This is a genomic window from Candidatus Saccharimonadales bacterium, from assembly GCA_035758565.1.
Taxonomy (GTDB): Bacteria; Patescibacteriota; Saccharimonadia; order Saccharimonadales; family UBA10212; genus DASTXL01.
In genome coordinates, this window is sequence record DASTXL010000002.1 from 36,911 (window position 1) to 49,095 (window position 12,185).

The following is a 12,185-nucleotide window of genomic DNA, read 5'->3' on the forward strand; positions in this document are numbered from 1 at the left end:
TTTGGTTGCCCCAACTCCCGGTCGGTCGCGGTGCCCTCTTCATCTTATAATCATAAGCTATTTGCCAACAGTTTGCCACTCTGGTTTGACTGGCGGTGACTTGCTTGATTATGCTAATGCTATGGCTTCTGACAAGAATAGTGGATCGCTGCCCGTTCGTGGAGTTATCGCTTTAGCGGTTTTGCTAGCGATTGCCGTGGGCGTAGCTGCCTATTTCCAGTTTCGACCAACAAAAACTCCTATCAGCCAAAAGACATCTCAAAATACTAAGAAACCGACGACTCCAACCGTATCAAAACAGCAGGCCGCCTCAAACTCAGAAATGACGCTTAGCGAATTGGGTGTTAAGTTTAAGCTATCTTCTAAGCTCAACGGCCTAACCTACACCGTCACGACCGCGCCGAGCAGCCAGGGAGATCTGATAACCATACAACTCTATTTAAAGAGTTACTCAGATTTGGCCAACCAGTGCGCCGGAACCACCTCTGGCACCAACCATGCTTTTGCCAACCTCTCAAAAGTCACCGGATCTGCTGCCAGCCAGCCGGATAGCAGCATCGTAGCTAGGGTCAACGGCTCGGTAATTGTTAATAGCGGTTCGTCCGTGCCGCCGACCGTAGCCTGTAAGGACGCTCAAACAAGAAGTCAGCTAGATGCCTTGGGCAATCAGCTAACTACCGAGCTAAAACAGTCTTTTGCTAGCGCTTCTCCTATATAGAGCTTATTGGGTGTGGAAGGATTGCACGCTCCCGCAGCTAGTGCCAACACTGTTGTGGGCACATAGTTGGTAGTAGAAATTGCGATTATCTTCTTCGCCGCGGTAGGCCCAGTCTAGGTCAATATGCGTACCGACGCCAACATTACCGGCACCACCACCAGGCAGTGAGCTACAGTTAGTAATTTGCTCGCCGTTATTTAAATCGCTGTCGTTATCCCACTTGAAGTAACAGCTGTCCACATTAGTGGCGTTAGGGTTGACGGTGCCGGCCAGCTCCCAACCAGAAGAATTTGATACGCCAGCCTTAACATCGTGCGTTGCTCCGCCGGTAGTTACACTTGGGGCCAGCATGCCAAATAGTACCGGGTCGCCACAGACAATATTGCTTGGATTGTAATTGTTATAGGCGCAAACCCTGTAAAAATACTCGTAACTATTACAGTTGTAGTAATTCACAGGTGTGCCATTGCCCCAGTAAGAACCGTAGCGCGTATCGGTGATAGCGTAATTGACTGCTGGCTCGCTAAAAGCCGAGGTAGTTAGAGTGCAGCCGCTCATATTGGAATTAATACTCCATTCATACCAGGCGGTAGTGGCATAACCATTCGGGTTGATATTGCTCCTGAAATAAACATTGCCATTGCCATAGACAATGGGCGTCAAAGTAGTGACGACCGGGGCGACATCCACAGTGGTTACCGATTGCGTCACGCGTTTTGACGGAGCACCGGGTTGGCCAGTGCAATTTAAGGCGAAGGTTGTGTCGGAGTTTAAAGGTACGCTTGCCTCGCTGCCCCTGGTACCTTTATCGCCACCCCACGGTCCGCCATCGGCCCGGCAATCAGTAGCGTTGGAGGTTGTCCAAGTCAGCGTTACCCTATTACCCCGAGTAACGGGATTGGGCGAGGCAGAAAAATTGATAGTAGGGGCCGGCAAGGGTGAAACATAGATCTTAGCACTGCGGGTCATTGACGAGCCATCGGCTGCTACGCATGTCAGACTATAAGTTTGTGAAGTTGTAATATTGTTAAGGTTTAGCGTGCCCGAGTTAGCTTTGGGCCCCGACCAGGCGCCAGAAGCGTTGCAGGTAGCGCTGGCCGTATTAGTTGTCACATTCCAAGATAGCTGGCTAGACTCACCGTAAGAAATAACGGCTGGTGAAGCAGAAATTGAGACGTTGACATTGGGTGTAGTAGTAATCGGGTCGGCCGGCACTTGGTAATAAAGGCTGACTTGATCCTCGATATTTATTCCCTGCCACTGCGCAGCCACGTTATAGACCTGGTTAGACGAGTCATACTTTATAGCTACTCCAAAAATACTCTCACCGTTGAGGTGGCAAAGGCCGTCGCTGCCGACATTTTGTTGGCCGCCAGTTGAAGGATCGATGCAAAAGGCGCTGCCGTTAGTTGGAAAATCTTTGATAGCGCCGTCATTGGCCGCAGTTCTAAGAAGCTCTACTTGTTCCTGAGCATAAGCCAAAGCTTGATTGCGGTTAGCCGCATCGGTACCAGCATTAAGACTTCGTGACGACGAAGTAAATGACATGGCTAGCACTAGACCAAGGATAGAAACCGACAATAAAACCTCAATGATCGTATCGCCACGTTGCTGCTTGATTTTTTTGATTTGGTCTAGGAGCATGACAAGCTATCGACCTCCGTACTAATACCTTGGGCGGTGTTTTTGACCTTGACCTCTGCTCGGTCGCCGCCGCTTTGTACACAGATATTCCAGCTACCTATTCGACGATAGCCGCTGCCACTATAGCCGTCGTTAGCCGATGCGCAGGAGCTGTTAAGTGAGACGCATTCGGCCATAGAAGTTGAATATGGCGTGTTGCCGCCACCAGAAAACGGAAAGGCCACGCTTTCTAGATTGGACTGCGCCCCGCCCGAATCAGACAAATCGGCATAAATTCCGACTAAATCGCCGTAGCCATCCAAAACGCTACCATCTGTTATCGATGTAGCTTTGGCACTCAAAAAACTAACATCAGTAGGCAGATTATAGACATCTACCATCACCATTGCGCCGTTGTTGGATGCAATTTGCGGATTAGTTTCTTCTAGGATTTTAGCCGTCTTGCCGGTATCGGTTCCGCCGCTATAAATATTACGGTTACCGATAACCGTATAAACATAGACTTTGCTGCTCCCCGGGATAAGTTGGATAACTCTGCCCAGGAATAAACAATCAAAATTGCTGCCTTGAGAACCGCCGGCCGATGGGCTCAAACTAGCTTTGCCGCCCGATATTGAGCAGCTGTAGGTTTTGGCGCCGGAATAAACTCCGGAATTTACCTCGTTGGCATAAGATTCCAGTTTAGAGGCAAAGTCGTACATATTCTGCGATAAGGCTGTTCTGCCCTGCGAGCCGTGGAACATCAGTACCGCGCTCGAAAATAAGATACCGGTTACGGCCAAAACGATCATAACCTCTATTATCGTGTAACCGCGCGACTTGTTCTCAAGGTCAGACCTTGCAAAAAGAGATGAAAAATATATTGATTTTGGTAAAAATCTCTTTGCTTTTTGCAAGGTCTGACCTTGAGAGTAGCGAGCCCACTTCATCTTACTAGCGATTATAGCATAAGCGCTAAGGGTCTAACCCCTTAACCACCAAGCACGCGGTTGTACCAATCCAAGAGAGATTGGCCGAAAATCATAACCACGGCTGTAGCCATAATCAAAAACGGTCCGTAGGGTAATCTTGAGCTAAGATTTTTTTTCTGAAGTGTTAATAGCGGCACCGCGATGAGCGTTCCAGCTACCGAAGCCAAGAAAATCATTAAAAAGCTTAAGGCCGGCGCGGCCAGCAACGTGCCGGTTACTAAACCAAGTCGCACGTCGCCGTAACCAATCCATTTACCCTGGCTAATTATGTAGAGCACCAGAAAAAACCCACTGGCTACCACAATAGATCCTGCCCAAAGTAGCAGAGCATGCGGTTTGTGATCCTCTACCGTAACTAGGTAAATCAGCCTGCCCGCTGCTGCCACTGCAAACGTTGGATAAATGATTTTACTGGGCAAAAGCATCCATTTTAAATCGTAAATAGCCAGGGCTGTCAGACCGACCAGCGAAATGAGCCAAGCTGCAAAAAGTGCTTTGCTGCCGAGGTTGCTAAAGCCAAGCGGCCACCAGTAATAAGAAGCGGCAAATAACAGCCCTGCGATTATCTCGACCGCCGGATGCTGCCAAGAAACCTTAGCTTTGCAATAACGACAGCGGCCAGCTAAAGACAGCCAACTTAATACCGGCACCAGATCCCATACTGCCAGTTCGTGACCGCAATGGTCGCAGTGACTGCGACCGTGCACAAAATCTTGACCGGCATGCATACGCTCGACTAAAACGTTTATAAAACTGCCCAAGATTAACCCTAAAATAAGTAGTGCCACCAAAATCATTACTCTTATGCTAACAGATTTACTGCTTTAAGGCTGACAAAAACGCACTTTGATGAAGAGCCAAACTACTCCTACTTTTATATGGACAAAATATGTACTTTTAAAAAGTACCAAGCTATTCCAACTTTGTGCCGACAAAGTTGGACAAAACTCTCGAGCCTGGTTCAAAAACCAGGCGTTCATTCAGGCACCAAAATTAAGTGAACCTTGCGGAACTCACTAACGTTCAAACAGTCCTCGGTTCTGCCTAATTTTGGCTATTCATTCACCCTGTTTTTGAGGGCTCGAATTATTTATAACCAACGTTGGGTCTGGAGTTTTCCAGGCTTAAGAAAACAGGTTAATTTGAGCGAGCGAGTACTTGTTTAAAAAAGTGGGTTAAGCCTAGTGCAGCCGGAGCCTGCCCGACCTGCGGGCGGCTCCGCGCGAAACGCACACTTTTTAAACAAGTGCGAGCGTTAGTCGCCGGCGCAGGCGTTCTCTGGATCGCCGGTGGTTTCTATTTGGTAGCCAATGGCGAATGAACGATCGGATGGATTGGAAGTTATAGCCCCAGTCTGCGGATCACAAGTGGCGCCTTTATAGATCACTAGCTGGGTGGTGCTTCCGTAAGCTCCGCCGCTACCCGGGATGGTCGAAGTTAGGGTAGGTGTGGTATCCATAATAGACCAGTGTTGGCCGCTAGTTAGAGAAGACATGTCGCTATACTGAGCTGGCAAAACTCCGGCGTGATTAGAGGCATATTCACTGACTAGGCCTGATAGGTTGCTAGCGTCGTTCTTGCGCTGGGTATTTCGGGCACTACGTTCAAGCGCGGGTACGGCTACGAACACGATGGCCATGATCAAGCCGGCAATAGCCAAAACAATCGTAACTTCGATGATAGTGAAGCCTGATTGACCCTTTTTCCTCAATAAATTTTTCATTGTGCCCTTCTTTTAGCCCCCTATTTTAGTTGAAATTGTTTTTATTGCTTATGCACTCATTTAAGCATAACAGGTTTGATAGTCAAGCCCCGTAGTAGACTTTCGATTCGTCCGGCTAGCAGGACTATTATTCACCGACGGTGAATAATATCGAAAGCTCACTAGGGGTCAAGCCTTAAATCTGTAGGTTCTTGCCAGCCAAACTATAGATTGGCAACAATACGGCCGCTACCACCACAAGCGCGATTACGCCGACCACTACCATCAAGGCCGGTTCGATGATGGTAGATATAGATTTAACCTGATTATCAACTTCTTTTTCGTAGTAATCGGCCAGTTTGGTGAACATGCCCTCGAGCTGGCCGGATTGCTCGCCAACCCGGATCATACCAGACACTAGATCGGGGAAATTGGGATCTTTGGCTAGACTATCGCTTAGGGGTTTACCGCCCTTAACATCTTCTGCAGCCTTATTGATAGCGTTTTCTATTTGCACGTTACCAACCGCTTGGGCACTAGTTGAAAGCATCTTTATAATTGGAACGCCGCTAGCCACCAAAGTGGCCGCTGCCCGAGCAAAACGAGCCATATAAAGTTCGGTAAACAGATTAGAGGCTGGCCACATCCGCAGCTTGATCCGGTCAACTAACTGCTTGCCGGGGCCGGTTCTGGCATAACGCGTACCAAAAAACGCCGCTCCCACTACGATTACTATGGTAATCCACCAAAAATGCGTCACCGCATGGGTTAGTCCCAGAAGTATGCGCGTCATAAACGGTAGCTCAGCCCCAGGAATCGAGGAGTATAGATTTTGAACCTGCGGCAAAACGCTGGTCATCATGAATAACACCACGGCAATCAGTACAAAAATAACGATAATCGGATATATAAAAGCCGAGCGAACCCGAGACATGATCTCGGCGTCTTTTTCTTGCTGATTGGCTAAGCGTTCCAAGCTGGTATCTAATGTACCCGAAGCTTCACCGGCAGCTACTAAGCTAACGTAAACGTCATTAAAGATCTTGGGGTGTTTGGCCATGGCATTGGCCAAGCTCGATCCAGCCTCGACATCTTTAATAACCTTACCAATTATCTCTTTAAGAGGTTTATTGGTCATTTGAGTCTCAACCGAGCTTAAACTCTGCACTAGTGGCAAGCCGGCATTTACCAGCGTAGCGAGCTGACGCGAGAAAATAATCCTCTGTTTGCCAGGAATTCTATTAAAAATAGAGCGCAGACCGTTTTCTTCGCCTTTGACTTTTAGTTCAAGCGGCGCCCAACCACGCTCTACTAATAAGCGGGTGGCGGTAGCTTCATTCTCGGCTTCTACCTCAGCAGTTATTTTCTGGCCGCTTTTAGGGTCACGCGCCGTATAAATATAGGTCAGCATTACTTAGCCTGCTCCTCGCGCATTATTCTATCTAACTCGGTGACATCAACAGCGAAATTCCGGGCCTCGTCGTAGCTTATGATCCCGCGCTGAATTAACGCGGCCAAGTTAGCATCCATAGCCTGCATGCCGTACTGCGTGCCCGTCTGAATAACCGCATCTAGCTGATAATTCTTGCCCTCGCGAATGATGTTGCGCACTGCCGGTGTAGCAATCAGCACCTCTGTAGCCGGCACGCGGCCGCCCTGCAAAGAGGGCACCAGACGTTGCGAGCAAATGGCCTGGAGCACGTTGCCAATCTGGCTTTTTACTTGGGGCTGTTGGTGCGGCGGAAAAACGTCGATCATACGGTCGATAGATTGACTGGCCGAGTTGGTGTGCAGGGTGGCCAGCACTAGGTGTCCGGTTTCGGCAATGGTAACGGCGGCGGCGATTGTCTCAAGATCGCGCATTTCGCCGATAAGAACCACATCTGGATCTTCACGCAGCGTAGAGCGCAAGGCAGCACTAAAGCTATAGGTGTCGTAGTGCACTTCGCGCTGAACAATAGCGGCTTTTTTGGATTGGTGAGTATATTCGATTGGATCCTCAACAGTAATGATGTGTGCCGGCCGTTCATTGTTGATTTTCTCTATAAGAGCCGCCAGCGTGGTCGATTTGCCAGATCCCGTCGGACCAGTAACCAAGACCAAACCCCTAGGGAAATTGGCAAAATTAGCCACAATGGGCGGTAAACCAAGCTGGTCGATCGCTGGGATTTCGTTAGGAATCAAGCGCATGGCGGCGGCCAAGTTGCCGCGCTCGTGAAAGGCATTAACACGGAAGCGGCCCAGATCACCGAAAGCGAAAGAAAAATCGAGTTCTTTGTCGCGCAGTAAAATTTTCTTCTGGTCTTCATCCATCAGGCTAAAAAGCAACTGCTCAACCGCGTCTTCTTTAAGCGGTTCACTTTGCGGAACGGGGCCAAGCGCGCCGTTAACACGTAACATCGGCGGCAAACCAACTTGCAAATGCAGGTCTGACGCCTTGCGTTTAATAACTTGTTCCAGCAGAATTTCTATTTTTGGCTGCGGCTGCATTATAATCCCTTCCCGGCCTTAGCTATCACCGGTGGCCACCCTATCGACTTCAAGCAGTGTTGTTAGACCGGCCAACGATTTCAGGTAACCGTCTTGGCGCATAGCGACCATCCCTTGGGCAATGGCGGCTTTTTGAATACTCGAGCTCGGCGCATGCTTTAGGATTAAATCCTGAATAGTTTCCGAAACTTCGAAGACCTCATATAGGCCGATGCGACCTTTAAAACCCGTTGGGTTCTCGGGTGTTACCTTACCCTTGACCAAAGTATAAGCGTTTTGGCCAGCCAGTGGCAAGGTTTGATAACCCAGATCAGCAGCCACCCGTGGCATCTCTTCGTGGGTCTTGGGCAGCAGCCCGGCAAGTGTCGCCTGGATAGCTTTGGTCTCGGCCTGGCTAGAAGGGTAAGTTTCGCCTCCGGGCACAGCGCGGCGCACCAGGCGTTGGCCAATCACTGTGTGCACGGTACTGGCGATCAAAAAGGGTTCAACGCCCATGTCTAGTAGGCGCGGCAAAATACCGGCCGCACTATTGGTGTGCAAGGTTGAGAAAACTAAGTGTCCGGTTAGGGCCGCCTGCACGGCCAAGCTGGCTGTTTCTTTGTCGCGGATTTCGCCTACCATGATTACGTCGGGGTCTTGGCGCAAAATCGAGCGCAGACCGTTAGCAAAGGTCAGACCTACGTCGGGATTAATTTGAATTTGGTTGACCCCGTCAATTTTATATTCCACCGGATCTTCGAGGGTAACAATATTGATAGAGTCGCGCTTGATTTCTTGGATCATAGCGTACATGCTGGTGCTCTTACCGGAACCAGTCGGGCCAGATGTCAGGATCATGCCGTGCGGCAGCTGCAGACCTTTGCGAATAGTTTTAAGCGCCCGGCCGGTATAACCCATGGCCTCAAGCTCAACCTTGGTGCCGTCTTTATCTAGCAAACGCAAGACTACTTGCTCGCCCCAAATAACCGGACTGACGGCCACGCGCAGGTCAACAGCTTTGCCGGCGATCTTAACTGTAAACTGGCCGTCTTGCGGGATGCGGTGTTCATCAATCTTTAAGTTGGCTAAAATTTTTATACGGCTGATTAAGGGCGCTTCAGCGCTTTTTGGCAGCTTCATAACTTCTAGCAAAACACCGTCTACCCGACAGCGAACCTTGATTTCGTTTTCTAACGGCTCGATGTGCACGTCGCTAGCGCGGTTCTTGCCGGCGTAATCTAAAATGGCGCTCAAAGCCTTACTAACCGGTGAATCCTGAACAATTGTTTGAACCTTTTTCTCGGCCGTACCAACCGGCACCATATCGGCGTTTTCGGTAGGCTGTGGCGCTAATTCTGCCGACAGCATCGAGTTAACACCCTGCTCTAAGCTTTTACTAGAATACTGACCTAGTACATGCTTGACGCCGGCCTCGCTTGCGGCATAAACCTTAAGTGGCCGACCAATTTTATTACTCAGAAAATCGACTGCTTGAACGTTGCCCGCGTCAAGCATGGCGACAACTAGGCGGGTTTGCATTTCACCTAAAGGAACCGCCATGTAATGTTCGGCAATGTCGTGCGGCAAGAGTCCTAAAACGTCTGGGTTAACTTGGACGGTGGTGAGATTTACATAGGGCAAATTGTTGGCATCAGCCAAGGCTTTGGTGAGCTGCTCATCATTAATACGGCCTTCCTGCATCAATAGAGCAAAGATAGGTTGCCCGCTTGCTTTGGCCTTGTTTTTGTATTCATCTAGTTCAACAGCCGTTAAAAGGCCGTCACTTACTAAGGATTTTTCGACATTTTTCTCTGTATCGGGTGATAGTATCGTCATATCTACCTACTGCGATGAGCTAAACGGCGAACTGTTAGAATTGCCTAACTGAATAGCCTGAGTTGGGTCAAGCGCGTTACTGTTGAGAAAGTTTTTATAGGCCGAGTCGTTTTTAACGTCGGGGAAAGAGGTCGGCAGTGCCGGCACAGAATTAATAGTTATACTGCCCCGCTTAGGACCGTGAACAAACATGCCGGCCAAAACCAAACCGACAAAAAACGCAATTACGCCGGCCAGTACGAACAATGAGTCCTTTTCGTTGGTTTTCATTTGATTGCCTCCGGAGTTATGCCTAGAGTTTTAGCTGGTTGGAAATAAGTAGTCACATTGGCGTTAAGCGATAAGTTATTCTCTGTTCCGGCCAGCTGCAGACTGGTGACATCAAAGGGCCTGATTGAGCGCTCCAGATCTTTTAGCACGTTTTGAATTGAAGCGTAATTACCGCTGCCTGTTATGCCAAGACTGATAGCTACTGGCTGCGGATTGGCTAGTGGATCGTTTTTGATTGTGCTGGTTTGGTCAGTGCCGGTAATGTTCGGCGAGCCTATGCCATCGTCGGTCAAAATCTTGGTAATGCTGGCAAGCGTAGCTGGATAGTCGTACATAGTCGGCAAGGCATCAATAGCAATGCGAGCGTTATCAATATTTGGCGGGATTGCTTGGGCGCTGGAGTCGTTTTTGCCGCCGAGCACATTCTGCGGATCAGTATTTTCGAACAGGCTGCTGTATTGAGTACTTAAAAGTGCCGCCCGCGTAAGGTTTGCATCGAGCTGTTTGCTAGCCTTATTACCAGCCGAGATGGCTCGCTGCTGGTACAAGGCTTTAGAAAGTAGGGTTTTAGAGCCCAGCAGACAAAAAACAGCCACCAGCACAGCCACGGTAAAACTAGCCAGGTTCTGGACTTCTTTGTTACTCAGCGTAATAGTGCTTTTTTTGCTTAGCTGAATTTTCATTTAGCGGCCTCCCCCAAATAAACTACCCGGATCGTTGCCGCCGCGCGTGGTGGTCGAGTTGGGCACGATTAGCTGCGGCGCAATGGCTTTGCCGTTAGCATCGGTTAGATCGTTAGCAAACAGAGTCGGATCAAAATTGGCAGTTATTGAATAGGTAACGCCTACTTGGCTAATGGCAAAATTAGTCTCAACTACAGATGAAAAAGCTGCTTTGGCGTCCGAGGTGCCAACCTTGTACTGGGTATATTTAAGCGTATCGACAAGAGCGTTAACCGTAGTGGCCGAATCGGCCGAGCCGTCAATTTTCAACAAGTTAGTCTTAGTATCAAGCGACAGATTGTTAACACTGGCCGTTGGTGGAGTTATTTTGGACAGATAGCCAAAAATACGTGAGGTGTCGTGCTGGGACGAATGCAGACTGGAGGCGGCGGCCAGCTGATTCTGGACGGTTATAATCGTGCTGATGTTGCTAACCTTTTCGAGCTTAGAAGACTTAGAATCCACTGCGCTCTTCGAGCTGCTAATCTGAGCTTTTTGTACACCCTCGGTGTAAGCCAGAAGTAGAACGAACAGAGCGGCGCAAGCTAGAGCTGCCATTATCGCTTTACGGACAATTTGAGCCTCGCGGGCCTCATTGCTCATGGCCTGATATTTGGATGGCGGCAGTAAATTAAACTGAACGTTTGCCATTATGCCCTCTCCGCTAGGCCGGCGGCCACGCTAAAATGATTCGATACAGCCAACAGGTCATTTTGCAAATTAGCTGGATAGGTGATGTTGCGCCAGCTGTTGCCAATCTCGACATTTAAACTAAACTTATTGGCTACATAAAGCGGAAATAGAGGCAAGGTGCTGGCCCCGCCCGTAACAATAATTTTAGACACGCTAACACCGGTGTAACGCGTCTGAAAGAATTGGATTGATTTTTGGATTTCGCCTATTAAAACATCAACTGTGCCGATAATAGCGTTATAGACTCGCCCTTCTAAATTATCTTTGTTAAGGCCAAACTTGAAGACATAGTCCTGAGCTTGGGCGTCGGCAATACCCATGTTCTGGGCGGCCGCTCTTACTAAGGTTTGGGTGCCAATTTGGATAGTCCGCACCAATCTAGGCCCGCCGTTGGTGGTAATAATCAAATCGGTTGATAAGTTGCCGATATCGAGCACCATTTGTGGTTGAGGTTCTCCAGCCGGCACTAGCGCCCGGACCAACGCCAGGCTATCCGGCTCCAGGGCTATTACGTTTAAACCAGCGTCTTCGATGGCTTTGAGGCGGCTTTCGGCCAACGAATTCTCAACACTTGATAACAAAACTTCAACCTTCTTAGAATTGGCGGGCGAATCGCCCAATACCGTCCAATCGATTTTGGATTTGGCCAAAGGCGTTGGTATGAAAGATTCTGCCTGATAGGTGATGGTTTTCGCCAGTTCGTCTGGAGCTAGCTTATCCAGGTCAATCACCGAAGTGAAAACCTTGTTGGAAGGTAGATTGGCGGCCACGTCTTTAGTAGACAAGCCGACTTGCTTGACCAGCGCAGCAATTGCCTGTGTCAGGGCTTGAAAATCAGCCGGCGTAGCCGGGTTGCCGGCATTGGCGCTCAAAGGCGCTTGGCCGTACTTAACCAGTTCTTTTTTGTCTTTGGCGGACTTGAGTTGGACGACTCTTAAGGCCGTAGTACCGATGTCAAGCCCGAAGAAGTCCGGTTGCCCACCGCTAAATATGCTCATAACTTACTAAATTATAGCATAAGGGGTATCTCATCTAAACAAGTTGCGAGTCCGATCCGACTCCAAAATCCTTCTTATTTGAGTTTAGTGCAAAGAAAGGATCGGATGACGCTAGAGGATCTTGAAAGACTTCTATTGGCTGAGTGCGGTGCTAGGCGGCGG

12 protein-coding genes are annotated in these 12,185 nt (G+C 49.1%); 1 reads left to right on the forward strand and 11 read right to left on the reverse strand.

What is annotated here, in order from left to right; translation table 11 throughout:
- Positions 1–61 precede the first annotated feature (61 nt).
- Positions 62–718, forward strand: coding sequence for a hypothetical protein (locus tag VFT49_02755; GenBank protein HEU5004977.1), 657 nt, complete (start codon positions 62–64; stop codon positions 716–718).
- A gap of 3 nt (positions 719–721) precedes the next feature.
- Here the strand turns inward: VFT49_02755 and VFT49_02760 are convergent, their stop codons facing one another.
- From VFT49_02760 to pilM, 11 genes are all read right to left on the reverse strand, one after another.
- Complete coding sequence (locus VFT49_02760; protein ID HEU5004978.1) at positions 722–2,362, reverse strand: type II secretion system protein; 1,641 nt, start codon at positions 2,360–2,362, stop codon at positions 722–724.
- Positions 2,353–3,291 (reverse strand): prepilin-type N-terminal cleavage/methylation domain-containing protein, encoded by a 939-nt coding sequence (locus VFT49_02765; GenBank protein HEU5004979.1) that lies wholly within the window; start codon positions 3,289–3,291, stop codon positions 2,353–2,355. The genes VFT49_02760 and VFT49_02765 overlap by 10 nt, the downstream gene beginning before the upstream one ends.
- A gap of 41 nt (positions 3,292–3,332) precedes the next feature.
- Positions 3,333–4,130: a prepilin peptidase gene (locus tag VFT49_02770; protein ID HEU5004980.1), complete on the reverse strand. Its 798-nt coding sequence runs from the start codon at positions 4,128–4,130 to the stop codon at positions 3,333–3,335.
- Positions 4,131–4,588: 458 nt separating this feature from the next.
- Positions 4,589–5,056: a type II secretion system protein gene (locus tag VFT49_02775; protein ID HEU5004981.1), complete on the reverse strand. Its 468-nt coding sequence runs from the start codon at positions 5,054–5,056 to the stop codon at positions 4,589–4,591.
- Positions 5,057–5,231: 175 nt separating this feature from the next.
- The gene (locus tag VFT49_02780; GenBank protein ID HEU5004982.1) at positions 5,232–6,446 is read right to left on the reverse strand and encodes a type II secretion system F family protein; all 1,215 of its coding nucleotides are present in this window, start codon (positions 6,444–6,446) and stop codon (positions 5,232–5,234) included.
- Positions 6,446–7,525 (reverse strand): type IV pilus twitching motility protein PilT, encoded by a 1,080-nt coding sequence (locus VFT49_02785; GenBank protein ID HEU5004983.1) that lies wholly within the window; start codon positions 7,523–7,525, stop codon positions 6,446–6,448. The genes VFT49_02780 and VFT49_02785 overlap by 1 nt, the downstream gene beginning before the upstream one ends.
- Before the next feature lie 18 nt (positions 7,526–7,543).
- A complete protein-coding gene (locus tag VFT49_02790; GenBank protein ID HEU5004984.1) occupies positions 7,544–9,340 on the reverse strand; it encodes a GspE/PulE family protein in 1,797 nt (598 codons plus the stop codon).
- A gap of 6 nt (positions 9,341–9,346) precedes the next feature.
- The gene (locus tag VFT49_02795) at positions 9,347–9,610 is read right to left on the reverse strand and encodes a hypothetical protein (GenBank protein HEU5004985.1); all 264 of its coding nucleotides are present in this window, start codon (positions 9,608–9,610) and stop codon (positions 9,347–9,349) included.
- Positions 9,607–10,293 carry a hypothetical protein gene (locus VFT49_02800; protein ID HEU5004986.1) on the reverse strand — a complete coding sequence of 229 codons (687 nt, stop codon included), beginning with the start codon at positions 10,291–10,293 and terminating at the stop codon, positions 9,607–9,609. The genes VFT49_02795 and VFT49_02800 overlap by 4 nt, the downstream gene beginning before the upstream one ends.
- A complete protein-coding gene (locus VFT49_02805; protein ID HEU5004987.1) occupies positions 10,294–10,983 on the reverse strand; it encodes a hypothetical protein in 690 nt (229 codons plus the stop codon).
- Positions 10,983–12,023, reverse strand: coding sequence for a type IV pilus assembly protein PilM (gene pilM, locus VFT49_02810; GenBank protein ID HEU5004988.1), 1,041 nt, complete (start codon positions 12,021–12,023; stop codon positions 10,983–10,985). The genes VFT49_02805 and pilM overlap by 1 nt, the downstream gene beginning before the upstream one ends.
- Positions 12,024–12,185 lie beyond the last annotated feature (162 nt).

Excerpts from the sequence above, each read along its gene's own strand:
- VFT49_02770 (HEU5004980.1), bottom strand. The coding sequence starts at position 4,130 with ATGATTTTGGTGGCACTACTTATTTTAGGGTTAATCTTGGGCAGTTTT.
- VFT49_02790 (HEU5004984.1), bottom strand. The coding sequence starts at position 9,340 with ATGACGATACTATCACCCGATACAGAGAAAAATGTCGAAAAATCCTTA.
- VFT49_02780 (HEU5004982.1), bottom strand. The coding sequence starts at position 6,446 with ATGCTGACCTATATTTATACGGCGCGTGACCCTAAAAGCGGCCAGAAA.
- VFT49_02785 (HEU5004983.1), bottom strand. The coding sequence starts at position 7,525 with ATGCAGCCGCAGCCAAAAATAGAAATTCTGCTGGAACAAGTTATTAAA.
- VFT49_02795 (HEU5004985.1), bottom strand. The coding sequence starts at position 9,610 with ATGAAAACCAACGAAAAGGACTCATTGTTCGTACTGGCCGGCGTAATT.
- pilM (HEU5004988.1), bottom strand. The coding sequence starts at position 12,023 with ATGAGCATATTTAGCGGTGGGCAACCGGACTTCTTCGGGCTTGACATC.
- VFT49_02800 (HEU5004986.1), bottom strand. The coding sequence starts at position 10,293 with ATGAAAATTCAGCTAAGCAAAAAAAGCACTATTACGCTGAGTAACAAA.
- VFT49_02775 (HEU5004981.1), bottom strand. The coding sequence starts at position 5,056 with ATGAAAAATTTATTGAGGAAAAAGGGTCAATCAGGCTTCACTATCATC.
- VFT49_02765 (HEU5004979.1), bottom strand. The coding sequence starts at position 3,291 with ATGAAGTGGGCTCGCTACTCTCAAGGTCAGACCTTGCAAAAAGCAAAG.
- VFT49_02805 (HEU5004987.1), bottom strand. The coding sequence starts at position 10,983 with ATGGCAAACGTTCAGTTTAATTTACTGCCGCCATCCAAATATCAGGCC.
- VFT49_02760 (HEU5004978.1), bottom strand. The coding sequence starts at position 2,362 with ATGCTCCTAGACCAAATCAAAAAAATCAAGCAGCAACGTGGCGATACG.